22 protein-coding genes are annotated in these 23071 nt (G+C 63.4%); 9 read left to right on the forward strand and 13 right to left on the reverse strand.

Annotation, left to right across the window (positions count from 1 at the left end; translation table 11 throughout):
- Positions 1-3: 3 nt before the first annotated feature.
- From GLR48_RS08280 to GLR48_RS08290, 3 genes are read right to left on the reverse strand one after another with little or no spacing between them, the layout of a single operon-like run.
- Positions 4-555 (reverse strand): gamma-glutamylcyclotransferase family protein, encoded by a 552-nt coding sequence (locus GLR48_RS08280; RefSeq protein WP_237060688.1) that lies wholly within the window; start codon positions 553-555, stop codon positions 4-6.
- Entirely contained in the window at positions 542-3058 is a 2517-nt protein-coding gene (locus tag GLR48_RS08285) for an ABC transporter permease (protein ID WP_237060691.1), read from the reverse strand. Before GLR48_RS08285 ends, GLR48_RS08280 begins: the two co-directional genes overlap by 14 nt.
- Positions 3055-3729 (reverse strand): ABC transporter ATP-binding protein, encoded by a 675-nt coding sequence (locus GLR48_RS08290; protein WP_237060693.1) that lies wholly within the window; start codon positions 3727-3729, stop codon positions 3055-3057. The genes GLR48_RS08285 and GLR48_RS08290 overlap by 4 nt, the downstream gene beginning before the upstream one ends.
- On the opposite strand from GLR48_RS08290, the gene GLR48_RS08295 reads away from it, so the two are divergent.
- A complete protein-coding gene (locus GLR48_RS08295) occupies positions 3728-4396 on the forward strand; it encodes an arylesterase (protein ID WP_237060695.1) in 669 nt (222 codons plus the stop codon). The two genes, GLR48_RS08290 and GLR48_RS08295, sit on opposite strands and share 2 nt — an antisense overlap.
- On the opposite strand, the gene GLR48_RS08300 is transcribed toward GLR48_RS08295, so the two are convergent.
- From GLR48_RS08300 to GLR48_RS08320, 5 genes are all read right to left on the reverse strand, one after another.
- Positions 4393-4599 carry a cold-shock protein gene (locus GLR48_RS08300; protein ID WP_237060704.1) on the reverse strand — a complete coding sequence of 69 codons (207 nt, stop codon included), beginning with the start codon at positions 4597-4599 and terminating at the stop codon, positions 4393-4395. The genes GLR48_RS08295 and GLR48_RS08300 overlap by 4 nt on opposite strands.
- Before the next feature lie 247 nt (positions 4600-4846).
- Positions 4847-5053 (reverse strand): cold-shock protein, encoded by a 207-nt coding sequence (locus tag GLR48_RS08305; RefSeq protein WP_072856590.1) that lies wholly within the window; start codon positions 5051-5053, stop codon positions 4847-4849.
- Between the two features lie 195 nt (positions 5054-5248).
- Complete coding sequence (locus GLR48_RS08310; protein ID WP_237060706.1) at positions 5249-5425, reverse strand: hypothetical protein; 177 nt, start codon at positions 5423-5425, stop codon at positions 5249-5251.
- Positions 5426-5591: 166 nt separating this feature from the next.
- A complete protein-coding gene (gene ettA / locus GLR48_RS08315; RefSeq protein ID WP_237060708.1) occupies positions 5592-7247 on the reverse strand; it encodes an energy-dependent translational throttle protein EttA in 1656 nt (551 codons plus the stop codon).
- 33 nt (positions 7248-7280) lie between these two features.
- On the reverse strand, positions 7281-9146 hold the full coding sequence (locus tag GLR48_RS08320; RefSeq protein ID WP_237060710.1) for a putative bifunctional diguanylate cyclase/phosphodiesterase: 1866 nt from the start codon (positions 9144-9146) through the stop codon (positions 7281-7283).
- 151 nt (positions 9147-9297) lie between these two features.
- Here GLR48_RS08320 and GLR48_RS08325 point away from each other — a divergent pair, with 151 nt between their 5' ends.
- Together GLR48_RS08325 and dacB are read left to right on the forward strand one after the other, a co-directional pair.
- Positions 9298-9954 carry a nicotinate-nucleotide adenylyltransferase gene (locus GLR48_RS08325; RefSeq protein ID WP_237060712.1) on the forward strand — a complete coding sequence of 219 codons (657 nt, stop codon included), beginning with the start codon at positions 9298-9300 and terminating at the stop codon, positions 9952-9954.
- Positions 9947-11476, forward strand: a complete 1530-nt coding sequence (gene dacB, locus GLR48_RS08330) for a D-alanyl-D-alanine carboxypeptidase/D-alanyl-D-alanine endopeptidase (protein ID WP_237060723.1) — start codon at positions 9947-9949, stop codon at positions 11474-11476. The genes GLR48_RS08325 and dacB overlap by 8 nt, the downstream gene beginning before the upstream one ends.
- A gap of 53 nt (positions 11477-11529) precedes the next feature.
- Here the strand turns inward: dacB and GLR48_RS08335 are convergent, their stop codons facing one another.
- Both GLR48_RS08335 and GLR48_RS08340 read right to left on the reverse strand, forming a co-directional pair.
- Complete coding sequence (locus GLR48_RS08335) at positions 11530-11715, reverse strand: PLDc N-terminal domain-containing protein (RefSeq protein ID WP_237060725.1); 186 nt, start codon at positions 11713-11715, stop codon at positions 11530-11532.
- A gap of 69 nt (positions 11716-11784) precedes the next feature.
- On the reverse strand, positions 11785-12201 hold the full coding sequence (locus GLR48_RS08340; RefSeq protein ID WP_237060727.1) for a tellurite resistance TerB family protein: 417 nt from the start codon (positions 12199-12201) through the stop codon (positions 11785-11787).
- A gap of 113 nt (positions 12202-12314) precedes the next feature.
- Here GLR48_RS08340 and GLR48_RS08345 point away from each other — a divergent pair, with 113 nt between their 5' ends.
- The 3 genes from GLR48_RS08345 (at position 12315) to GLR48_RS08355 (ending at position 16969) form a co-directional block, all read left to right on the forward strand.
- Positions 12315-13895 (forward strand): lysine--tRNA ligase, encoded by a 1581-nt coding sequence (locus GLR48_RS08345; RefSeq protein ID WP_237060729.1) that lies wholly within the window; start codon positions 12315-12317, stop codon positions 13893-13895.
- A gap of 65 nt (positions 13896-13960) precedes the next feature.
- Positions 13961-14506 carry a DUF4864 domain-containing protein gene (locus GLR48_RS08350; RefSeq protein ID WP_237060731.1) on the forward strand — a complete coding sequence of 182 codons (546 nt, stop codon included), beginning with the start codon at positions 13961-13963 and terminating at the stop codon, positions 14504-14506.
- 174 nt (positions 14507-14680) lie between these two features.
- A complete protein-coding gene (locus GLR48_RS08355) occupies positions 14681-16969 on the forward strand; it encodes a glycosyl hydrolase family 28-related protein (protein ID WP_237060733.1) in 2289 nt (762 codons plus the stop codon).
- 44 nt (positions 16970-17013) lie between these two features.
- Here GLR48_RS08355 and GLR48_RS08360 read toward each other — a convergent pair whose 3' ends face one another.
- Both GLR48_RS08360 and GLR48_RS08365 read right to left on the reverse strand, forming a co-directional pair.
- Positions 17014-17679 carry a hypothetical protein gene (locus GLR48_RS08360; RefSeq protein WP_237060734.1) on the reverse strand — a complete coding sequence of 222 codons (666 nt, stop codon included), beginning with the start codon at positions 17677-17679 and terminating at the stop codon, positions 17014-17016.
- 79 nt (positions 17680-17758) lie between these two features.
- On the reverse strand, positions 17759-18244 hold the full coding sequence (locus GLR48_RS08365; RefSeq protein ID WP_237060736.1) for a YdcF family protein: 486 nt from the start codon (positions 18242-18244) through the stop codon (positions 17759-17761).
- 226 nt (positions 18245-18470) lie between these two features.
- Here GLR48_RS08365 and acs point away from each other — a divergent pair, with 226 nt between their 5' ends.
- The 3 genes from acs (at position 18471) to GLR48_RS08380 (ending at position 22428) form a co-directional block, all read left to right on the forward strand.
- Complete coding sequence (gene acs / locus GLR48_RS08370) at positions 18471-20420, forward strand: acetate--CoA ligase (RefSeq protein ID WP_237060738.1); 1950 nt, start codon at positions 18471-18473, stop codon at positions 20418-20420.
- 279 nt (positions 20421-20699) lie between these two features.
- Positions 20700-21113 carry a TadE/TadG family type IV pilus assembly protein gene (locus GLR48_RS08375; RefSeq protein ID WP_237060739.1) on the forward strand — a complete coding sequence of 138 codons (414 nt, stop codon included), beginning with the start codon at positions 20700-20702 and terminating at the stop codon, positions 21111-21113.
- Position 21114: 1 nt separating this feature from the next.
- A complete protein-coding gene (locus GLR48_RS08380; RefSeq protein WP_237060741.1) occupies positions 21115-22428 on the forward strand; it encodes a pilus assembly protein TadG-related protein in 1314 nt (437 codons plus the stop codon).
- Positions 22429-22458: 30 nt separating this feature from the next.
- On the opposite strand, the gene GLR48_RS08385 is transcribed toward GLR48_RS08380, so the two are convergent.
- A complete protein-coding gene (locus GLR48_RS08385; RefSeq protein WP_237060743.1) occupies positions 22459-23031 on the reverse strand; it encodes a hemerythrin domain-containing protein in 573 nt (190 codons plus the stop codon).
- Positions 23032-23071: the final 40 nt, after the last annotated feature.

Below are 23071 nucleotides of genomic sequence, written 5' to 3' on the forward strand. Positions count from 1 at the left end.
GGTTCAGTGCGGGACGGACAGGCGGCGCAGGTGGTGATCCACCTGCGCCGTTTCTATGTCTGATAGCGTCTGTGCGCGGGGATAGAGCGGGGCCGCGCGATCGTCTTTGATGCCGACCTCCCATCCCGTCGTGGTGTCGAAGAAATCGCTGACGCCGGTGGGGCCGAAGACCCGAAAATAACCTTGCACGACGACGTCGAGATAGCTGCGCAGGATCATGTGGCCTGTCGTGGTGGGCAGCGTCAGGCCGTCGCTGACCCGGTAGACGGCGGCGGGACAACCCAGGCCGAGGGTTTCTGACACGTCGATGCGGGTATAGGCGGCCTCTCGGGCGTCCAGCGCCAGCCAGTCGGCGCCGGGCACGCGGGCGGCGATGCCGTCCAGCGTGACCCCCGGCGCGGGATCGACCGACAGGAACGCCGCCTCGCGCAGCGTCGTGCTGCGCCAGACGCGGCGCCAGCCGGTCAGGCGCGCCGGGCAAGGGTCGGCATAGCCGTGAGTCGCGAGGTTCACGAGGCTGCCGTAGCCGAAGAAGGCGGGATCACTCTCTGGCACGGAGCACCTGTGCCGGGGCGGCTTGCAGGGGGCGGATGGCGAAGGCGAGGCCTGCAAGGAGCGAGACCATGACGCCGCCACCGACGATCCACAGGGCATTGCCCCAGATGATCTGGTAGTCGTTTTCCATGATGTAGGTCTGCACCGCCCAGCCGCCTATGATGCCCGCCGTCAGCGCCACGACACCCGCCGCCAGCCCCAGCAGGGCCGCGCGCAAGGCAAAGCTGGCGACGATCAGGCCGCGGGTGGCGCCGATGGTCTTGAGCACGGCCGCCTCGAACGTGCGGGCGCGCTCGCCTGCGGCGGCGGCACCGATCAGCACGAGGAAGCCGGTCACGAGGGTCGCCAGCGCGCCGTAGCGCGTGGCGGCGGTGATCCCCTCGATCAGCACGGAGACACGGTCGATGGCGTCGCGGATGCGGATGGCGGTGACGTTGGGATAGGCAGTTGCCACGTCGCGCAGGATCTGCGCCTCGGCCTCTGGCGCGGCATAGACGGTGGAAATCCAGCTGTGCGGTGCACCGGCGAGGGCGGCGGAATTGAAGGTCAGCACAAAACCGAGACCGGCGCTGTCCCAGTTCACCTGCCGGAAGCTGGTGATCGTGCCGGTGATGTCGCGGCCAAGGACGTTGACGGTCAGGGTGTCGCCAAGGTTCAGACCGATCTCTGCCGCCTCTTCGGCGGCAAAGCTGATCTGAGGCGCGCCCGCATAACCTTCGGGCCACCATTCACCGGCAGAGAGCGTGCTGCCGTCGGGCAGGCTGTCGGCATAGGTGATGCCACGGTCGCCGCGCACGACCCAATGGCCGCCAGCGACCTTCTGCGCATCCTCGCCGTTGATCCGGGTGATGACGCCGCGGAGCATGGGGGCGGTTTCGACCTTGGTCACGGCCGGGTTGTCGGCGAGGATCTTGCGGTAGCCGTCGATCTGGTCGGGCTGGATGTCGACGAAGAAATAGCTGGGCGCGCGTTCAGGCAGCTCTGCCGTGAAGGCGCGGCGCAGGTTGCCGTCGATCTGGCCGATGGCGGCAAGCACGGCGAGGCCGAGGCCCAGCGACAGGACGACGGAGGTCGATTCGCCGCCGCGTGCACCGATACTGGCGAGCGCCAGCCGCAGGGCGGGATGGCCGCGGGCGGTGCTGCGCAACAGGCGGGCGATCCAGCGGATCAGGGCGGCGGCGAGCACGAGGATCAGCAAGGCCCCCGCAATCCCGCCAGCGGTCCAGAGGGTCAGCCAGACCGTGCCGGAGAACCAGATCGCGAGACCGAGGAGCAGGCCGACAAGACCCGCCGTGATCAGCAGATAGGGCCAGCGGGGCAGGGCCGACCCACCGCCGAAGGCATCGCGGAACAGGGTAGCGGCACGGATGCTCTCGGTCCGGGCGAGGGGCCAAAGGGTGAAGATCGCGGCGGCGAGGATGCCGTAGATCGCGGCCTCGATCAGGGGGGCGGGGTAGACGCCGAAATCGGCGGGAATCGGCAGTTGCGCCTCGATCACCGGGGCGAGGGCGAGGGGGATGCCGCCGCCGAGGATCAGGCCTATCGCGACACCCAGCAGCGTCAGCGCGCCGATCTGCAGCGCATAGGTGGCAAAGATCGTGCCGCGCGTGGCGCCCAGCGTCTTGAGAATCGCGATCGTGCCGGTCTTGCCGCCAAGGTATGCGCGGACGGCTGCGCTGACGCCGATGCCGCCGACGGCGAGGCCCGACAGACCCACGAGGATCAGAAACGCGCCCATCCGTTCGACAAAGCGGGCGGTGCCGCCGGCACCTTCGCGGCTGTCGCGCCAGCGCATGCCGGTGTCGCGGAATTTCGCGTCGGCACGGTCCTTCAACGCCTGCAGATCGGTGCCGGGGGGTAGCAGCATGCGGTAGTCGGTGTCGAACAGCGTGCCTTCGGACAACAGGCCCGCATTGGCGAGGTCGCGGGTCAGCACGATGCTGCGCGGCCCGAGGGAGAAGCCGCCCGCCGCGTTGTCGGGATAGCTGGCGAGCACGGCGCTGAACACGAAGTCCTGCGTCCCCATGCGGAAGGTGTCGCCGGGTTTCAGGCCAAGCCTGTCGGAGAGAACACGTTCCATCACGCCGCCTGGCAGGGTGCCGTTGCCGGCCAAGGCGTCCGCCAGCGGCATCGGCGGGTCAAGCGTGACGGCACCGACCAGCGGATAGGCGGCGTCCACGCCGCGCACCTGCGTCAAAGCGCGGTCTTCGCCCACCACGACCATCGACCGGAAGTCGACGGTTTCCGACAGGGTGGTCGAGACGTCCTGCATGAACGCCAGCTCTTCCGGACTGGCGTGGCGATAGGTCAGGGTGGCCTGCGCGTCGCCGCCCAGAAGGGCGCTGCCCTGTTCGGCAAGGCCAGCCTCGATCCCGGCGCGCACGGTGCCGACGGCGGCGATGGCGGCGACACCGAGGGCGAGGCAGGCGAGGAAGACGCGAAAGCCGCGCAGGCCGCCGCGCAGTTCGCGGCGGGCGAAGGTGAACGCGAGGGGCAGGCTCATGCGGCGTCCAGACGGCCGTCGCGCAGGCCGATCACGCGCGAACATCGGGCGGCAAGGTCGCGTGCGTGGGTGACCATGATAAGCGTGGACCCGTGCCGGTCGCGCAGGCCGAAAAGAAGCTCGATGATGGCGCTGCCGTTCGCCTCGTCGAGGTTGCCGGTGGGTTCATCCGCCAAAAGCAGTTTGGGACGCGGGGCAGAGGCGCGGGCGAGGGCGACGCGCTGCTGTTCACCGCCGGACATCTGGTTGGGGTAGTGATCGACGCGGTTGCCAAGGCCCACGGCCTCCAGCTCGGCCCGCGCCCGGTCGAAGGCATCCTTGACCCCGGCCAGTTCCAGCGGCGTGGCCACGTTTTCAAGAGCGGTCATCGTCGGGATCAGGTGGAAAGACTGGAAGACCACCCCCATATGTGAACGGCGAAAGCGGGCGAGCTGGTCTTCGTTCATCGCGGTCAGGTCGCTGCCCATCGCGGTGATCTGACCTGTGGTGGCCTGTTCCAGACCGCCCATCAGCATCAGGAGAGATGACTTGCCAGATCCACTCGGCCCGACCAGCCCCAAGGTTTCACCGCTTGCCACGTCGAGCGAGATATCGTGCAGGATGTCCACCTTGCCCGCATTGCCGTCGAGGGACAGCGCCACGTGGCGCAGCGACAGGACGGTATCGGACATGGGGAAAACCTTTGCTTTGTTCACCCTTGCATATGGTGCAGTGCGGTCGGTGCGCAACGGGTTGATCCTGAGCCTTTTTGCCACGGCGGCCGTTGCCGCACCCGTGACCGTCGCGGCCCTGGGCGACAGCCTGACGGCGGGATACGGGCTGGAGCAGGATCAGGGATTCGTGCCGCAGATGCAGGCCTGGCTGGACGCAGAGGGGGCAGAGGTCACGTTGCTGAACGCCGGAGTGTCGGGCGACACGACCGCTGGCGGGCTGAGCCGCGTGGACTGGACACTGACGCCAGACGTCGATGCCATGCTGATAGCACTGGGCGGTAACGACTATTTGCGCGGTCTGGACCCGAAGGTCAGTCGCGACAACCTCGACAAGATCCTTGGCAAGGCGAAGGCGGCCGATGTGCCGTCGATGTTGATCGGGTTGCGGGCGGGTACGAACTATGGCGCGGATTACGCGACGGCGTTCAATGGGATGTACGGCGATCTGGGGGCAAAATACGACGTGCCGGTCTATCCCGACTGGTTCGCCGGGCTGCGCGATCTGGACCTGCCGAAGTATCTGCAGGCGGATGGCATTCACCCCAACGCGGAAGGGGTGAAGCTGATTGTCGCGGCCATGGGGCCAGCCGTTCTGGATTTCGTGAAGGGCTTGCCGGCCGATTAGGCCAGCGAGAGGTTCACAGCCGATTCGCGGCCATCGCGGCCCGCTTCGATGTCGAACTTGACCTTCTGATTGTCAGCAAGGCCCGTCAGGCCAGAGCGTTCGACGGCAGAGATGTGGACGAAAACGTCCTTCGATCCGCCGTCGGGCGCAATAAAGCCAAAGCCTTTCGTGGTGTTAAACCACTTCACTGTTCCGGTTGCCATGTCTCGTCTCCCAATTACACCGCTCGCGGAATGCAGCGGTTCGGCTCGTCAGTGCAAGATCGAGGCACCGGGCCGTGGGGACCGTCGTCGATAAAGGTAACGTAGCGTCAGAAATTATCCTCAACGCGTTCGTCAAATCAACTGTAATTTAATGGGGGTCGGTCAGATCGCTGCAATCGGTGAAAATTTGCCGATCGGCGAAGGGAGGATGCGCGGGACCGCGCACCCAAGTCTTGCAGGACGCAGCTTACGCCAGCGACAGGTTCACAGCCGATTCACGACCGTCACGGCCGGATTCGATGTCGAAGGTCACTTTCTGGTTGTCGGCCAGACCGGTCAGGCCCGAACGCTCAACAGCGGAGATGTGGACGAAAACGTCCTTGGAGCCGCCATCGGGAGCGATGAAGCCGAAGCCTTTGGTTGCGTTGAACCATTTCACGGTGCCAGTAGCCATCGTGTTATTCCTTTTAGTCTTGCCACCCACGAGATTGCGGTGGCCCGGCTTAGTCAGTGCAATGTCGAGCGCTGTAGCCTAGAAAGGAACACAGTGGGTCGAGATAGATAACGTCTGCGCAGACCTTGTAGCGCATACGAGTGGTAAAAGCAAGGCCATCGATACGAGGGGTCATCCTGTGCGGATGGTGCGGTGTCAGGTGCGCGACCGTGCTGCGGTCGGCCAGCTTGCGGAAACCGCCGACAGGGCGACGGTGGCAAAGGACATGACCAGATAGATGACGCCGCTTTCAAAGATCGAAATCCCGGTGACACATGTAGAGGCGATCGCCGACAACAGTCCGACAAAGGCGCCCAATATTCCAATTGCCATGATACGCCCCCTCTAAAACTGCGTTAACCATTGCTTGAAAATGGTGCGAAATAAAGCCCCTATTTCATTAGTTACTGCTTATTGGCCTTGTGTGATATTTTGTTTCGCTGCAGTGCGGAGACTCGCGTTGCAAGACGAGAGCTTCCGGCACTGCAGGATCTTCGGTCTAGCGCACGAATTTCTTATGTTTCAACCGCTTGGGTTCCAGCGCGTCGGCGCCGAGACGGCGTTTCTTGTCTTCCTCGTAGTCTTCGAAATTGCCCTGGAACCATTCGACGTGGGCGTCGCCTTCGAAGGCCAGGATGTGCGTGCAGATCCGGTCGAGGAAGAATCGGTCGTGGCTGATGACCACTGCGCAGCCCGCGAAGGATGTCAGGGCGTCTTCGAGCGCCCGCAGCGTTTCCACGTCGAGGTCGTTCGTCGGCTCGTCGAGGAGCAGGACGTTGCCGCCGGATTTCAGCAGTTTGGCCATGTGGACGCGGTTGCGTTCGCCCCCCGACAGCAGGCCGACCTTCTTTTGCTGATCACCACCCTTGAAGTTGAAGGCCGAGCAGTAGGCGCGGCTGTTCATCGAGGCGTCACCGAGTTCGATGATTTCGGCGCCGCCGGTGATTTCCTCCCAGACTGTCGCATCGGGGGCCAGCGCGTCTCGGGACTGGTCCACGTAGGACAGCTTGACCGTATCGCCGTATTCGACGCTGCCTTCATCGGGCTGTGCCTGACCGGTCAGCATCGAAAAGAGCGTCGATTTGCCGGCGCCGTTCGGGCCGATGACGCCGACGATGCCGCCGGGCGGCAGGTCGAAGGACAGCCCCTCGACCAGCAACTTGTCGCCCATCGCCTTTTTCAGGTCCGTGACCTCGATCACCTTGGACCCCAGACGCGGACCGTTCGGGATGATGATCTGGGCGCGGCCCATCTTTTCCTTTTCGGACTGGTTGGCGAGGTCGTTATAGGCGCTGATCCGCGCCTTCGACTTGGCCTGACGCGCCTTGGCGCCTTGACGCATCCATTCCAGCTCGCGCTCCAGCGTGCGCTGCTTGGACTTGTCCTCTTTCGCCTCTTTTTCCAGACGCTTGGCCTTGGCCTCCAGCCAGCTGGAGTAATTGCCCTCGTGCGGAATGCCCGACCCGCGGTCGAGTTCGAGGATCCAGCCGGTGATCGCATCAAGGAAGTAACGATCGTGGGTCACGATCAGGATCGTGCCTTTGTAGTCCACAAGGTGCTGCTGCAGCCACGCGATGGTTTCCGCGTCGAGGTGGTTGGTCGGTTCGTCCAGCAGCAGCATGTCGGGCGCTTCCAGCAGCAGCTTGCACAGGGCCACGCGCCGCTTTTCACCGCCTGACAGGGACGTGACGTCGGCGTCGTCGGGGGGGCAGCGCAGGGCTTCCATGCTGACATCGATCTGCGCGTCGAGGTCCCAGAGGTTCTGGGCGTCGATCTCGTCCTGCAGGCGGGCCATCTCGTCGGCCGTCTCGTCGCTGTAGTTCATCGCGACTTCGTTGTAGCGGTCCAGCACGGCCTTCTTGTCGGCCACACCCAGCATGACGTTTTCGCGCACGTTCAGCGTCGGGTCCAGTTCCGGTTCCTGCGGCAGATAGCCGACGCGCGCGCCTTCTGCGGCCCAGGCTTCGCCCTGAAAATCCTTGTCCTGACCCGCCATGATGCGCATCAGTGTCGATTTACCGGTGCCGTTCACACCGACGACGCCGATCTTGACGCCGGGCAGAAAGTTCAGCCGGATGTTTTCAAAGACCTTCTTGCCGCCGGGATAGGTCTTGGACACGCCGTCCATGAAATAGACGAACTGATAGCTTGCCATGGTCATGCTCCGCTGAATGAAATTTGTCCTTCCTTATCGGGCGACGTGCACGGGGGCAATCAGGGACAGGTCGGCGGCCACGGCCAGCGGCGGGCGGGCTGCGCGTTGGCGCAACCAGTCGATCACGTCTTCGGCGGGCATGGCGCGGGCAAAATGATTGCCCTGGCCCACCGTTCCGCCCAGTGCGCGGACCATGCGCGCCTGATCTGCGGTTTCGATACCGTAGGCGACGGCATAGATGTCTTTCTCTCGGCTGAACGTCAGCAGCATCGCGGTGATCCGTTCACAGGCCGGGACGGTATCGAGGCGGCGGATCAGTGCTTTTTCGATCTTGAAGCCCGCAACGGCCAGGCGTTCGACGTGCAGAAGGCCGGCATAGCCTGCGCCGAACCCGTCGATCAGGACGCTGAATCCGTGACCCACGAGCCGCGAGATTGCCGTCAGATGCGTTTCGATACGGTCTTCGTTGCCAAAGACATCGCGTTCCGCCAGTTCGATGACGAAATCCTGCGTCCGGGCGCCCGCGCGCGTGACGCGTGCTGGCAGAAGGTCGATGTGCGCCGGATCCTGCAACAGGTGTGCAGACCCGTTGATGCCGACCCGGATGTCATCAAATCCGCTGTGAATCAGGCGTTTACGCAGCTGTGCTGCAGCCGAGATGGCGGCAAGGTCAACAGCCTTGAGCAGATTCATGTCGCGGGCGAGGGGCAGAAATTCCGCCGGGTGAATCAATCCGCGGGTGGGGTGCTGCCACCGCGCCAGCGCCTCGAATCCGCGGATCCGGCCGGTGATCAGGTCGACTGTCGGCTGAAAGTAGAACGTCAGCTTTTCGTCTGCGATGCAGTGCCGCAGGTGTGCCGACAGACGGTCCCGACGCTGCGCCTCTGCATGCAGCCGGCTGTCGTAAATCGCGACATGGCCGCGACCGTTCCGCTTGACCTCGTAAAGGGCGAAATCCGACTTTTGCAGCAGCAGATCGGCATCCGTATCGCCTTGATCCGCCACCACGGCGCCGATGCTGACCGAGGCCGTCAATTCTTCGCCGCCAAACATGAAAGGGATACGGGCGGCGTCGCACAGGCTTTGTCCGATTCGCAAAAGGTCGTCGTCGCTGGTCACGCCAAGGCAGACGGCGACGAATTCATCGCCCCCCATCCGCGCCAGAAGATCGGTTTGCCGCAACTTGCCCGTCATGGCCGCGGTCACGTGCTGCAACGCGGCATCGCCGGCGGCGTGGCCGTGGCTGTCGTTGATCGCCTTGAACCTGTCCATGTCGATCTGCAGCACGGCGAGGCCGTGACGGGTCACGTCCGCGTCGGCAAGTGCCTTGGAGATGAAGTCATTGAACCGGTTCCTGTTGGCCAGACCGGTCAGGCTGTCGTGGGACGCCATCTGGGTCAATGACCGGGTCGTATCGCGCAGGGCGCGGGTCTGGTCGATTTGTTCGCTGACGTCCCGGCAGACCAGAACGGCGAATGTCTGATCCTGCGCGTTCTTGTGAAAGCTGAAGCTGAGCTGGTTCCAGAACAGGGTGCCATCGCTGCGGCGGTTGCGCAGCACGATCAGTTTTTGCAGGTTCGGATTGGCAGGGTCATAGCGGAAATCCGCGATCTGCGCACGCGACGGTGTCTGATCCTTCGGCATGCAGAAGGACAGCGGATTGCGGCCGAGGATGCGGTCCATCGGCAGACCGACGATTCGCGCGAAGGCGGGGTTCGCCCAGATGATGATCCCTTCGAGCGTCTGGACGATGATTCCGTCGTTGGTGCTGGCGCAGGCAATCGCGTCGAAGTCGGGCAGGGCACCGGCGGCAAGGCGTCTTGCGTTCAGCCTGCGCCACAGGGCGGGGCCGGCCACGGGCAGGAAACGAAACGGTACAGGTACGCTGACGTCTGACATCTGAACCTCTGGCACGGGTGAGGCCCACTCTAGGCGCCAGCGCGTTATCAGGGGCTTAAAGGCTGCTGCCGAATTGGCGAGCGGCGGCCACTTTCGGCTTTACATGATGGTCGCGCTGGGCGCTTTTGCTGCCAGCGCACGGAGGAGTGATATGCAGGGTTGGCCCGCGGCGGCACGGGGACAGGTGGTCGGCCTGCTGGGCGGATCGTTCGATCCCGCCCACGCGGGACATGTCCATATCACGCGGACCGCCCTCCGGCGATTCGGACTGGATCGCGTGTGGTGGCTGGTCAGTCCGGGCAACCCGTTGAAGACCAGCGGGCCGGCCCCTTTGGCTGACCGGATGGCGCAGGCCGCGGCTGTCATGCAGCATCCCCGGGTCACGATTACGGATGTCGAGGCGCGTCTGGGCACGCGGCACACGGCGCAGACGCTGCGCGCGTTGCAACAACGGTATCCGGGCGTGCGGTTCGTCTGGCTGATGGGGGCGGACAATCTGGTGCAGTTTGACCGCTGGCAGGACTGGCGCTGGATCATGGACCATGTGCCGGTTGGCGTGCTGGCCCGGCCGGGCGACCGGCTGGCCGCCCGTTTCAGCCGTGCGGCGCGCATCTATCGCATGGCGCGGGTCCCGGCGTCGGCCAGCCGTGCCTTGGGACGCACTGCCGCGCCAGCCTGGTGTTTCGTCGATCTGCCGCTGAGCGACATGTCGTCGAGCGCCATTCGGGCGCAGGGGGCATGGCGCAAGCGTGATCGCGCGAAGATTGTCAGCGCGGCGGGCCACGGGGTAGGACTGGTGCATGATTGAAACGACAAAACGACTATCCCGCCGCGCGCTTTTGACGGGCGGGGTCTGTCTTGCTGCAGGCATGGCGGTCGCGGCACCGCAGACGACCCTGCGGCCCGTGACACGGCCTACCGTGACGGCTGCCGTGCCAGAGGTGCCTGCCGGCGTCAGGCCCGTCGCGCGCAAGAGCGCCGTCGATCTGATCCGCGCCGCGGGACTGGAAGGTCAGGTCGGGTTCGTGATTGCCGATCAGGAGACCGGAGAGGTGCTGGAGCAGGTCAACGGCGCGCAGGGCCGCCCGCCGGCGAGCGTGACCAAGACCCTTACGGCGCTTTACGCGCTGGAAATCCTGGGTCCCGACTACCGTTTCGCCACGCGTCTTCTGGCGACCGGTCCTGTGACGGACGGCGTGCTGAAGGGGGATCTGATCCTTGCCGGTGGCGGCGATCCGAACCTTGTGACCGACGAGTTGGCGACGCTGGCACAACGGCTGTCGGATGCGGGCGTGACCCGGGTGGACGGCGATTTTCTGGTCTGGGGCAACGCCTTGCCCGGTGTGAAGGAGATCGAGCCGGGGCAGTTGGATCAGCTGGGCTATAACCCGTCGCTGGGCGGCCTGAACCTGAATTTCAACCGCGTCTATTTCGAATGGGCGCGCAGCGGTGCGGCGTATTCCGTGACGCTGGATGCGCGCAGCGAGACGCGGCGGCCTGCGGTCAAAAGCGCGCGGATGGCTGTCGTGGATCGCGCTGGCCCTGTTTACACCTATACCGAAGGGCAGGGCGTCGATAACTGGACGGTCGCCAAGGGGGCGCTGGGCAAGGCCGGGTCGCGGTGGTTGCCGGTGCGGTTTCCGGCCCTTTACGCGGGCGAGGTTTTCCAGACGCTCGCACGCGATGCCGGTGTGACGGTCCCGGCGATGAAGCTGATCGACACGCTGCCCGCCGCGACGGAACTGGCGCGGTTCGAAAGCCAGCCTTTGGTCGACATGATGCGCGACATGCTGCTGTATTCGACCAACATCACCGCAGAGGCGGCGGGGATGACGGCGACGGCCAAGCGGGTCGGGACGGCGCAGGACATGCAGACCTCTGCGATGAAAATGGCGGAGTGGTACGTCGCGCGGGCGGGAATCCACGTGCAGCTGGAGGATCACTCCGGCCTGACCGACGAAAATCATGTCTCTGCCCGCGACGAGGTCACTTTTCTGAACGCGCCTGGCGTTGCCACGCAACTGCGGCCCCTGATGAAGTCGATCACGATGCTGGACGATAAGCGCAAGGCGATCCGGGATTTTCCGGGTCAGGTCAGGGCCAAGACGGGCACGCTGAATTTCGTCTCGGCGCTGGCGGGCTATCTGGAAACGGACCGCGGCCGCACACTGACCTTTGCGATCTTTGCCCACGATCCCGAGGCGCGGCTGGCGTCGCTGTCGTCACTGGACGAGCAGCCGCGGGGGGCCGCCGGGTTCAACGGCCGGGCCAAAGGCCTGCAACAGGACCTGCTGCAACGCTGGGCTATTCTGGGCCGCATCGGCGGATAACGAAAAGGGCGCAACGATCCGTTGCGCCCTTCTTCACTTACATGTTCTGGGGGTCACACCCGCACGGACGCACCGCGCGGTCCGGCCACCAGCCAGACGATGAAGCCGAGGACGGGCAGGATCAGAATGGCGAGAGTCCAGACGACCTTGGATCCGGTCGAGCTGCCGGACGTCAGCACCTGGTAGATGGCGTAAAGGTCGGCGATCAGGACGATCAGGCCAAAGAGACCATATTCCATGGGACATTCCTTTCAGGACGGTCATTCAATGTCATGACAACCCTGTGATGTCCCCGAAAGTTCCGGCGGTCAGATCGTCATGTGACGGGCGCGCGCCCCGCGTTCGATCGCGGCGGCGTGCAGCCGGTCCAGATCCAGTTCGTCGCGGATTTCTTCCAGCATGCGGCCTTCCGTCTCGCCGATCTTGCCATCGGCGGCGGCCACGTCGCAGGACAGCGCATAGGCCGTTTCGAACAGACGCTCTGGCAGGGTGTCGCGGATCAGGCCGAACAGCGCCTCCAGACCATCCTCCTGGTCCAGCAGGTCGAAGACCATGCGCGTGACGCGCGGCAAGCGGTCGGAGTCGTAGTCCGAGAAGACGGGCAGGTTGTTGATGGCCGAATTGATCTTGATCAGCTCGGACGTCCGGATGTTTTCGTCCGAGGCGGAGACGGCGATCATCAGGGCGGCCAGCGCGTCCTGCGGGGTCATGGAGTCCGTTACCATCGTAGGTCCTTCCGGGGTCAGTCCCGACCCATTTATTGACGGCCCCGCGCTGTCGCAATAGGGATGCGCGATATGAGGCCACGGGGGCTTCATACCATGAAGCGAGTGAAAACATGAGCACATTGCGTGACGCTGCGATGACATCGAAGGCCTGGCCGTTCGAAGAGGCGCGCCGTGTGCTGAAACGTTACGAAAAGAAGGACCCCGAGAAGGGCTACGTCCTGTTCGAGACGGGGTATGGGCCGTCGGGCCTGCCGCATATCGGTACCTTCGGCGAGGTCGGTCGCACGACGATGATCCGTCGCGCCTTCGAGATCATCAGCGACATTCCGACAAAGCTTTTGTGTTTCTCGGACGACATGGACGGGATGCGCAAGATCCCCGGCAATGTGCCTGATCCCGCGGCGCTGGAGCCTTACATGCAGCGCCCGCTGACGTCGGTGCCCGATCCGTTCGGCACGCACGGCAGCTTTGGTGCGCACATGAATGCGCGGCTGAACAACTTCCTTGATACCTTTGGTTTCGAATACGAATTTGCGAGTGCGACGGAGTATTATCGCAGCGGCAAGATGGATGCGATCCTGCTGAAGGCTTGCGAGCAATATGACGAGATCATGGAGATCATGCTCAAGTCCCTGCGCGAGGAGCGGCGGGCGACCTATTCATGCTTTCTGCCGATCAGCCCGACGACCGGGCGGGTGCTTTATGTGCCGATGAAGGCCGTGACCAAGGACGGCATGATCACCTTCGACGACGAGGACGGGACAGAGCATACGATCAGCGTCACGGGCGGCAACTGCAAGCTGCAGTGGAAGCCGGATTTCGGCGCGCGCTGGGCGGCGCTGGGTGTCGATTTCGAGATGTACGGCAAGGATCATGCGACGAACACCGCGATCTATGACGGCATCTGCCGGGTGTTGGGCGGCCGCGCGCCGGAGCATTTCACCTATGAGCTGTTTCTGGATGCGGAGGGGCACAAGATCTCCAAGACCTCTGGCAATGGTCTGACGATCGACGAATGGCTGACCTATGCGGCGACGGAGAGCCTGAGCTATTTCATGTATCTGAAGCCGAAGACGGCCAAGCGGATGCATTTCGACGTCATTCCCAAGGCGGTCGACGAGTATCACCAGCAGCTGCGCGCCTACGAGACGCAGGACGCGGCGGCGCGGCTGAACAACCCGGTGTTCCATATCCACGGGCACAATGTGCCTGCGTCGGACATGGTCGTGCCGTTTGCGATGCTGCTGAACCTTGCTTCGGTGTCGAGTGCCGAGAGCAAGGACAAGCTGTGGGGGTTCATCCAGCGCTATGCGCCCGATGCCTCGCCGCAGGCCAATCCGCAGATGGATCAGGCGGCCGGTTTCGCCGTGCGCTATTACAATGACTTCGTGAAGCCCGAGAAGGTGTTCCGCGCGCCCACGGATATGGAACGCGCGGCGCTGGAGGATCTGGCGGCACGGTTGCGGGCCTGGGAGGGCGGTCTGGACGCCGAGGCCTTGCAATCCGAGGTCTTTGCCGTCGGCAAGGCCCACGGGTTCGAGCCGCTGCGCGACTGGTTCACAGCCCTTTACGAAGTGCTGCTGGGCGCGTCCCAAGGGCCGCGGTTCGGCGGGTTCATAGCATTATACGGTGTCGACGAGACGGTCGCCCTGATCGAGGCCGCGCTGCGCGGCGATTTGCAGCAGGGTTGATCGCGAAACCTTTTGGCCCCCGGTCGCGTATCTTGTACTCATAAGGTGAACGCTGGGGGCGAGACATGCGGTTCTGGATGACGGTGGCGGTGGTGACGGGCATGGCATTGCCCGTTTATGCACAGGACGTGGGATCGCCGGATGCGGGCGGCGGGTCGGGTCCTGTCACTCCTGTCCCGGTCACGCCGCCGGGGCCGGACATGTCGGCGACACCTGCAGCCCCTGCGACGGATGGCACGTCTGATGCGGCGTCGGCAGAGGCGGACGTATCGCAACTTTCCATCGAAGAGGTGATCGGGCAGCAGTTGGGCGCGTTCAATGCGCGCGATGTCGATCTGGCCTGGCAATTCGCCAGCCCGATGATCCGGAACCTGTTCGGCACGCCGCGGAATTTCGGCGTGATGGTCAATCAGGCTTATCCGATGGTCTGGGATAACTCTGCCGTCCGCTTTGTCGCGACCCGCGAATCCAATGCCGTGACCTTTCAGCAGGTGATGGTGCAGGACACCAACGGCAAGCTGCACCTTCTGGAATACGCCATGATCAAGACCTCCAAGGGGTGGAAGATCGATGGTGTCTTCCTGTTGCCACCACCCGATGTCGGCACCTGAAGGCGTTGCGTGACGCAGGGTATCTGCGTCACGGTGGCATCAGACCCGGTTCACTCTCGTTGCTTATTCCGATCCGCGATGACTGGCCCTGCGCCGGACAGCATTCAAACGGGATGACGTGGCCTGACCTGCGGGTCAGACAGATGCGACATCCCACCGACAAAGGGATCTGGGATGAACAAGGCAATTACCGACGGCATCGTGTTTCAGCCACTGCCGTTCGCGGCCGGGCTTGGCGTCTGGTCCAGCGGTGACGGCACACCGGGCAGCGACACCTATGCCACCAGCGGGACCGGCGTGTTCGTCGCGGCGGATCAGGATTTCGGCGGTTGCCTTGAGGTGCAGAAGACCAGCACGGTGCAGAAGGTCCGCTATATGGGCGAGACGCCGATCCTGCCGGGTTGCTACCTGCGCATCACCGCGCGGGTCAAGGCGGTAGCGGGGCCGCTGCCCGGCGTGCGGATCGCGGGCTGGGCCGGTCGCAACGGTGGCGGGGCCGCGACGGTCCCGACGAGTGTCGGCCCGCAGACCGCGTTGACGACCTATGGCACCGTGGTCGAGGTCAGCGCCATCGTCGGCACCGGCGACCGGACCGGCGTCGATCTGGTCTGGACCGCCGCGGATTTTGGACACTTCGGGATCGACCTGACCGGGCCCAGCGGCGGGCTGGTGCGGATCGATGACATCGTCATCGAGGATTATACTGCCGCATTCCTGCGCGATCTGATCGCGATGGTGGACGTGCGAGACTATGGTGCGAAGGGTGACAATGTCGCCGACGATTCAGCCGCTTTCGAGGCCGCCGACGCGGCGGCAAACGGGCGAGAGATTCTGGTGTCCGAAGGTGTCTATCGTCTGGCGCAGGACGTCACGATCCAGAACCGGATCCGGTTCGAGGGGCGGGTGACGCAACCTGCCGACAAGCGGTTCATCCTGCAGAAGGATTTCAACTATCAGACCTATGTGGATGCGTTCGAGGACGAGCAGCTGGCGTTTCGCAAGGCCTATCAGGCCCTGCTGAATTATTCTGATCACGAGTCGCTGGATTTGAACGGACGGATTGTCAATCTGACGGCACCCGTCGACATGCAGGCCTGCGATCCGACCCGCACCACCTTTGCGACACGGCGCGTCATCCGCAACGGACAGTTCCGCGCGGCGTCGAGCGCGTCCTGGAACACGACCGACGTGACCTCTCAGGCGACCTACAGCCCGTCCAGCGACCGGACGCTGACCAATGTCGTCAACGTCGCCAACATTCCGGTCGGCGCCCTTGTCGTGGGATCCGGCGTGGGGCGGGAAATCTACGTCACATCACGCAATGTCGGCGCTCGCACGGTGCAGATCAGCGGCGGGCTCTATGACGCGGCGGGCACCCAGACCTTTACCTTTCGCCGGTTCAAGTATCTGCTCGACTTCTCGGGCTACGACAGCCTGTCGCAATTCGTCATCGACGACGTGGAATTCCAGGGCGACGGCAATGCCAGCGGCATCATGCTGGCGCCCGCAGGCCTGACGTTCCACGTGCGCGATTGCTTCTTCACCAAGCCCAAGGACCGCGGCCTCTCCAGCCCCGGCAACGGCTGCCAGGGCATGATGATCGACCGGTGCCAGTTTGTGTCGAACGAGGCGTCCCTTCGCGTCCAAGACCGCACGACCATCGCGTTCAACGCCAACGCCAACGACGTCAAGGTGCGCGAGAACCGCGTCGTACTGTTCAAGCACTTCGGTGTCATTGCCGGCGGCGGCAGCACGATCGTCGGCAATCACTGGTTCCATGGCGACACGGAAAACAATGGCGTGCGGCGCGGCGGCATCGTCTTTACCCAGTCGAACTGTCGTGCGGCGATCACCGGCAATTACATCGACAATTGTTTCATCGAATGGACCAACGAATCAGAGGCGAGCCCGGCCTTTACCACTGGCTTTTCCTTTGGCGGCCTGACGATCACGGGGAACCATTTCGTGTGCATCAACGTCAACACGGGGTTCAACTTTATCGTCATCAAGCCCTATGGGCCGGGGCATTTCCTGCACGGGCTTGGCGTCGTCGGTAATGTGTTTCGCACGTTCAACGGGAATATCAGCCGCGTCGAATCCGTCGACACGACGTTCGCGGATCTGGATTACGGACGGATGCGGCAGGTCACCTTCGCTGGCAACTGCTATAACGGGATCAATGACGAGGTGTTCAATCCCGCGTATCTGACCCACACGCAAGCGACGGCGTCCGATCAATGGGTCGCGCGCACGGCGCCGCAACTGCCGTTTCTGGGGCGGGCGCGTTTCGTGGAATCGGTTCTGGCGGACGGGCCCTTGCAGACGGCATCGGGTCAGACCGTCAACGAAATCCCTTGGGCCGACAAGAACTATGGCAGCGACCAGCGCAACGTCCGGTTCGTCTTTGGTCAGGCGCTGAAAGGCACGATCCGCTACACCGTGCGTATGGACAACCCGGTCTGAACTGGCGCGGCGATCACCCGGACCGGCACTAGCCGGTCCGGGTTTTAGAATGTCAGCCAGGTTTCCAGTTTCATGGCGCTGCCGCCATCGCCGGTCAGGGCCTTGACGGCGCCGAGGTTGATCTTGAACCGGTCGCTGAGGGAAAAGATCGCGGTCGGGCTGATCTTTGCGTAATAATCGTCGTAATAACCCTCACCTGTCTGCAGTTGCAGGGTGGTGGTCCAGCGGTCTGACCAGCTGCGGCCCCAGGTGAAGTCCGCCTTGGGGCGCCAGATCGTATCCAGTGTCCCGAAGGTGGCCGAAGTGTCGGCGGCCAGCCAGCCCTTGTTCAGGCCGCGCCCCACCGACAGTCCGATACGCATCAGGGCTTCTGTCGATGCATCGGGGTTCAGGCGGTAGCCATATCCGAGAGAGACGGACGCACGGTTCCGCATCTGCAGCGATCCGACCGGCACGCTGATGAAAGTAAAACCCGAGGCAATCCGGCCCTTGTCAGCGGTATAGAAATCCAGCCCGAGGGTCAGGCGGTCGGTCAGCCCGTATTCGCCATAGACGGTCGGATCGTAGTGCACCGGCAACTCGGCCCCCGTCGACAGCAGGAAATTTCCGCCAGCGGCAATGAACAGCTCTCCCTTGTCGCGGGGCCATGCGCCGGCGTGCGACGCGCTGGACAGCACGGTCAGCAACAGGATGATCCAGATCAGGCGCATGACACTCTCAGCGGACAGACGCTGAAAAATCGTTCATCAACATTAATTTGGGGTTAACGGGCGCCGGCGGGGTAAACGGTCAGTCGTCACGCCTGATACCCAGCAGTCTGATCGCGTAAAGCGGATAGGCCCCCAGTTCGCGCAGCGCCTGCCGGAGTACACTGCGCTTGCGACTGCCCCGCAGGGACGGCGCGCTGTATCGCGCCCGCAGCCGAAAATGGCGTGCGACAAGCAGGGCGCGGGGGCCGTGGGTGGCGTCGGTGACGATGATGATTCGGCTCACCCCGCGGTCGCGCAGCAACGGCAGGGCAAAGCGGATGTTTTCCAGTGTCGTCGTCGACCGATCTTCTTGCAGGATGGCGTCCCGGGGCACACCTTGCGCCAGCAGCAGGTCGGTGATTGCGGCGGCCTCTGTCGGCGGATGCCGTCCCAGTCCACCGCAGGCCACCACCCACCGTGCAGCCCCGGCGTGCCACAGGGCCGCCCCGTGCAACGCGCGGCGGCGTAGCGTGGGCGACGGGCCGTCGGCCCAGACCGCAGCACCAAGTATCACGATGGCATCCATGCCACCCCCTGTAGCAACGCGCAAAGAGGAGGGGAATGCTGTTCACGAATTGACAAATTCGCCGCACGATTTTCAATAAATTGACAGACCGGGCCGGCACAACCTAACGCTGCCTTGGCTTTCCGGCGCCGGACCAGCATCATGCAAGCCGGGAGGAGGCGACGGCCGCGCTGGCTGTCGTTGCGGCGGATCGGACTGCCGCGTTGCCAAGCAGGAGGAACCCCGGATGACCGACAAGACTTATGCACCACATCCCGACGTGGCTGCAGCGGCCCATGCCGACAAGGCAACCTATGACGAGATGTATGCGCGATCGGTAAACGATCCCGAAGGCTTCTGGGGCGAGGAAGGCAAGCGTCTGGACTGGATGACGCCGTACACACGCGTCAAGAATACCAGCTTTGCGCCCGGCAATATCGACATCAAGTGGTACGAGGACGGCACGCTGAACGTCGCCGCCAACTGCATCGACCGGCATCTGGCGGACCGCGCCGACCACACGGCCATCATCTGGGAGCCCGACAGCCCGGAGGATGGCGCGCAGCACATCAGCTATGCGCAGTTGCATGCGCATGTCTCGAAATTCGCGAACGTTTTAAAGGAGCTGGGCGTCGGCAAGGGTGACCGCGTCGTGATCTACCTGCCGATGATCCCGCAGGCGGCCTATGCGATGCTGGCCTGTGCGCGGATCGGCGCGATCCACTCGGTCGTCTTCGCGGGCTTCAGCCCCGATGCGCTGGCCGCCCGCGTCAACGGGTCAGAGGCCAAGGTCGTCATCACCGCCGACGAGGCGCCGCGCGGCGGCAGGAACACGCCGCTGAAGGTCAACGCCGACAAGGCCTTCGACAAGATCACCACTGACACCTCCATGCTGGTGGTCAAGCGGACGGGTGGCAACGTCACCATGACCGACGGCCGCGACTACTGGCTGCACGAGATGGAAGAGAAGGTTAGCGCCGATTGCCCGCCGGAAGAGATGAACGCCGAGGATCCGCTGTTCATCCTCTATACCTCGGGGTCCACCGGGCAGCCGAAGGGGGTCGTGCATTCCACCGGCGGCTACCTTGTCTATGCGGCGATGACGCATCAATACGTTTTCGATTACAAGCACGGCGACGTCTTCTGGTGCACGGCGGACGTGGGCTGGGTCACGGGTCACAGTTATATCGTCTATGGTCCGCTGGCGAACGGGGCCACGACGGTGATGTTCGAGGGCGTCCCGACCTACCCGGACGCCGGCCGCTTCTGGCAGGTCTGCGAGACGCACAAGGTCAACCAGTTCTATACCGCACCCACCGCGATCCGGGCGCTGATGGGCAAGGGCAACGCCTTCGTCGAGAAATACGACTTGAGCAGCCTGCGCGTGCTGGGCACCGTGGGCGAGCCAATCAATCCCGAGGCGTGGAACTGGTATCACGAGGTCGTCGGCAAAGGCACCGTGCCGATCGTCGACACATGGTGGCAGACGGAAACCGGCGGCCACCTGCTGACGCCGCTGCCCGGTGCCACGCCGACGAAACCGGGATCGGCCACGCTGCCGTTCTTCGGCATCAAACCGGTGGTGCTGGAACCCGAGTCAGGTCAGGAAATCACCACGACCGAGGCCGAGGGTGTGCTGTGCATCGCCGACAGCTGGCCCAGCCAGATGCGCACGATCTGGGGCGATCACGAGCGGTTCGAGATGACGTATTTCAGCCAGTATCCCAACATGTTCTTTTCCGGTGACGGATGCCGGCGCGACAAGGACGGATACTACTGGATCACGGGCCGCGTCGATGACGTGATCAACGTGTCGGGCCACCGGATGGGCACGGCAGAGGTTGAAAGCGCGCTGGTCGCCCATGCGGCCGTCAGCGAGGCTGCGGTGGTGGGCTATCCCCACGACATCAAGGGGCAGGGGATCTATGCCTATGTGTCGCTGATGGCGGGTCAGGAACCGACGGATGCGCTGCGCAAGGAACTGTCGGATTTCGTTCGCCAAGAGATCGGGCCGATCGCCAAGCCGGACCTGATCCAGTTCGCACCGGGTCTGCCCAAGACACGCTCCGGCAAGATCATGCGCCGCATCCTGCGCAAGATCGCGGAAAACGACTACGGCGCGCTGGGCGACACATCGACCCTGGCCGAACCCGAGGTCGTGGATGACCTGATCGCGAACCGGATGAACAGGGTCTGACTCTCCGCTGCCCTGCCGAAACCGGCGGGGCAGCCAGAGACGCGGCTTTGACCGGTCTGTCGCGTCCGCGGTGATTCGAATGTGGAAGAGCGTGAGACGTCTTTTCTTCGTATCCTGACCCAAAAAGACATGTGAAAACATCACTGTATCATTCTAAAAACTGCTTATTCCGGTCGAAATACGCCTCATAGCTGAATTAAAACAGTTTAAGGCCATGGGTTTCAAATTATGGACACATTTCTGGTTAGCTTGATGCACTCCTAACTCCGGAATGACATCATGCGGTGGTTCGCCTCCTGCGTTTCGAAACAGATCAAGCACTTCGCCATCTGCGAAAAGGGTTCATCGACCCTCGAGGCGCTGATCTGGGTGCCGATTATCGTTTATCTCATGTCGATGATCGCTGACTTTTCCTTCGTCTTCTATGGCAAGGCCAACACGTTGCGTCTGGTGCAGGACAGCAATCGCGCGCTGTCCGTCGGTCAAGTCGCCAGCACGTCCGAGGTCGAGGAACTTGTCCGCCGGGGCATGGCGAATGTAACCCAGGATGTCGCGGTCACGACCACGGTCGATAGCGGGATCATCAGGACGGTCGTCTCGCTGCCGGCCACGGCCTTTTCGGCGGTCCATGCCGTGCCCGGACTGTCGCAAATGAATATCACCATCACCTCGCAACAGTTTCTGGAGCAGTAGCATGACATCCTTCATGGCGCGCGCCCTGCGGCGACTTGTGCACGGCAGCGATGGATCCGTGACGCTCATGGGCCTTTACACATTCGTCGCGGGCACGATGATCGGCGCCTTCGCGCTCGACTATACCTATCTGGAAGCGACCAAGACGCAATTGCAGGTGGCGGCCGACCAGGCGGCACATGCCGCACTTTACAACCGGCGCAGCATGTCGGAGGAGGATGCAAAGAAGGTGGCAATCGAGCTGATCCAGCCGCTGCTGCCATCGGGCCGTTACGGCCGGATCCTGACCACGGACAGCATCGAATTCGGCACGTTCGACCGGGAATCCGCCGTCTTCACGGCAGAGGCGGGATCGGGCAAGGCGGTGCGGGTGAAAGCGTCCATGACGGAGGTCAAGGACAACGCCGCACCGAGCTATCTGTTCAAGATGCTTGGCAAGGACCACTTCGATGTCGCCGCCAGTTCGGTTTTTATGACCTACATGCCCGGTTGCCTGAAGGAAGGTATCATGGCGGACGGCGTGGTGGACCTGCAGTCCAACAACAGCTTCTCGAACGGTTTCTGCATCCATTCCAACAGTCACGTGTCGATCAACCAGAACAACTATTTCGAACCTGGCACGGTCGTGTCCATGCCGAACATCACCGACCTCGACATGCCCCGGTCCGGGTTCGAGAAGAACACCGGCCTGCAAGAGGCGTTGCGCGACCAGCGCATGAACCTCAACATCCTCAACCGGCTTGAAGGGATTCAGGAGAGCCTTGCGTCGGGCAAGGGCGCCCGGATTCCTGGTTACATCACCTCTGCCACCACCGTGCCGCTGCAGGCGTCGAGTGTGCAGCAAAGCATGTTGACCCCCGGCCGCATCTACCGGATCGACTGCAAGGGCCAGTCTCTAGACATCGACGGTGCGACGGCGCCGATCCAGAATGTCGTCATCCTGACGACATGCCCCGTCAAATTCGCCAATGGCAGCAAGCTGTTCGATGCTGTCATCCTGACGACCAGCACCGATGTCAAATCGGTCACTGCGCCGCAGGGGCTGCAGATCGGCAAGAACGACAATTGTGCTGCTGGCGGCGGCGCCCAGATCATCACCCTCGGCGGGGTCAGCGTGGCGTCAAAGCTGTCGATGTTCGGTGGCCAGATCCTGGCCAAGAAGGACGTCGATTTCGCGGCCAACGCGGACGGTCTGCAGGGTGCGTCGATCGTGACGCGCGGCAAGATCGACGGCACGTCGAATTCGCGCATGGGGTTCTGCCTGTCGGGGATGGAGCAGAACTTCGAGACCGACTACTACCGCATGGCGCAGTAACCCTGCCGTTGCCTGCCGGACAGGCTGGCGTCAGCCCCCAAGGTCGCTGCTGCCGTATTTCAGGATGACCGGCACGACCAGGTCTTCCTCGTCCGTCAGATGCCGGTTCAGCAGGCGTTCCATGTCATTCAGCGACGCCTGGAAGGTTGCCGCGTTGTCCTGCAACAGGCTGCGGTCGTCCAGCCGGGACAGAACGCCGTTCGCGCTGTCCACAAAGGCGGCAAGGTGGCCGTCCAGCGCATGGTGATCCGCGTCGAGGATGTCGAACCCGCGCGCCACCCGGTCGTCCTTGGCCTGTAGTTTGGGGAAATAATAGGTGTCCTCGATCGTGTGATGCTCGTGCAGGCCGTTCACGAACATGCCGCCATAGCGCGAGACCTGACCGGCAAAGGCGCGCGCCTCAACCTTGCGGTCAAGCAGCGCCTCGGTGCCGGTCCGCATCTCGTTCATCAGGCGGCGGAACATCAGGTGGCGATCCAGCCAGAAGCGGATCAGCCCGTCAAAGCCCGGATCCTGCGTCCAACCCTGGCGGGGATAGGCCTCGACCAGAACGCGCAGGGCGTCGGGCAGGCCGTCGCGGGTTTCCAATGCCAGATCAGTCATGCCGTGTCCTTCGATGCTGCTTTTGGGATGCAGGTGGGCC

The organism is Loktanella sp. M215, assembly GCF_021735925.1.
In the GTDB taxonomy this organism is placed as follows: Bacteria; Pseudomonadota; Alphaproteobacteria; order Rhodobacterales; family Rhodobacteraceae; genus Loktanella.

What these genes read in the sequence shown, in the direction of transcription:
- GLR48_RS08285 (WP_237060691.1), bottom strand. Translation starts at nt 3,058, where the DNA reads ATGAGCCTGCCCCTCGCGTTCACCTTCGCCCGCCGCGAACTGCGCGGC.
- GLR48_RS08295 (WP_237060695.1), top strand. Translation starts at nt 3,728, where the DNA reads ATGGGGAAAACCTTTGCTTTGTTCACCCTTGCATATGGTGCAGTGCGG.
- GLR48_RS08290 (WP_237060693.1), bottom strand. Translation starts at nt 3,729, where the DNA reads ATGTCCGATACCGTCCTGTCGCTGCGCCACGTGGCGCTGTCCCTCGAC.
- GLR48_RS08300 (WP_237060704.1), bottom strand. Translation starts at nt 4,599, where the DNA reads ATGGCAACCGGAACAGTGAAGTGGTTTAACACCACGAAAGGCTTTGGC.
- GLR48_RS08305 (WP_072856590.1), bottom strand. Translation starts at nt 5,053, where the DNA reads ATGGCTACTGGCACCGTGAAATGGTTCAACGCAACCAAAGGCTTCGGC.
- GLR48_RS08310 (WP_237060706.1), bottom strand. Translation starts at nt 5,425, where the DNA reads ATGGCAATTGGAATATTGGGCGCCTTTGTCGGACTGTTGTCGGCGATC.
- ettA (WP_237060708.1), bottom strand. Translation starts at nt 7,247, where the DNA reads ATGGCAAGCTATCAGTTCGTCTATTTCATGGACGGCGTGTCCAAGACC.
- GLR48_RS08320 (WP_237060710.1), bottom strand. Translation starts at nt 9,146, where the DNA reads ATGTCAGACGTCAGCGTACCTGTACCGTTTCGTTTCCTGCCCGTGGCC.
- GLR48_RS08325 (WP_237060712.1), top strand. Translation starts at nt 9,298, where the DNA reads ATGCAGGGTTGGCCCGCGGCGGCACGGGGACAGGTGGTCGGCCTGCTG.
- dacB (WP_237060723.1), top strand. Translation starts at nt 9,947, where the DNA reads ATGATTGAAACGACAAAACGACTATCCCGCCGCGCGCTTTTGACGGGC.
- GLR48_RS08335 (WP_237060725.1), bottom strand. Translation starts at nt 11,715, where the DNA reads ATGGAATATGGTCTCTTTGGCCTGATCGTCCTGATCGCCGACCTTTAC.
- GLR48_RS08340 (WP_237060727.1), bottom strand. Translation starts at nt 12,201, where the DNA reads ATGGTAACGGACTCCATGACCCCGCAGGACGCGCTGGCCGCCCTGATG.
- GLR48_RS08345 (WP_237060729.1), top strand. Translation starts at nt 12,315, where the DNA reads ATGAGCACATTGCGTGACGCTGCGATGACATCGAAGGCCTGGCCGTTC.
- GLR48_RS08350 (WP_237060731.1), top strand. Translation starts at nt 13,961, where the DNA reads ATGCGGTTCTGGATGACGGTGGCGGTGGTGACGGGCATGGCATTGCCC.
- GLR48_RS08355 (WP_237060733.1), top strand. Translation starts at nt 14,681, where the DNA reads ATGAACAAGGCAATTACCGACGGCATCGTGTTTCAGCCACTGCCGTTC.
- GLR48_RS08360 (WP_237060734.1), bottom strand. Translation starts at nt 17,679, where the DNA reads ATGCGCCTGATCTGGATCATCCTGTTGCTGACCGTGCTGTCCAGCGCG.
- GLR48_RS08365 (WP_237060736.1), bottom strand. Translation starts at nt 18,244, where the DNA reads ATGGATGCCATCGTGATACTTGGTGCTGCGGTCTGGGCCGACGGCCCG.
- acs (WP_237060738.1), top strand. Translation starts at nt 18,471, where the DNA reads ATGACCGACAAGACTTATGCACCACATCCCGACGTGGCTGCAGCGGCC.
- GLR48_RS08375 (WP_237060739.1), top strand. Translation starts at nt 20,700, where the DNA reads ATGCGGTGGTTCGCCTCCTGCGTTTCGAAACAGATCAAGCACTTCGCC.
- GLR48_RS08380 (WP_237060741.1), top strand. Translation starts at nt 21,115, where the DNA reads ATGACATCCTTCATGGCGCGCGCCCTGCGGCGACTTGTGCACGGCAGC.
- GLR48_RS08385 (WP_237060743.1), bottom strand. Translation starts at nt 23,031, where the DNA reads ATGACTGATCTGGCATTGGAAACCCGCGACGGCCTGCCCGACGCCCTG.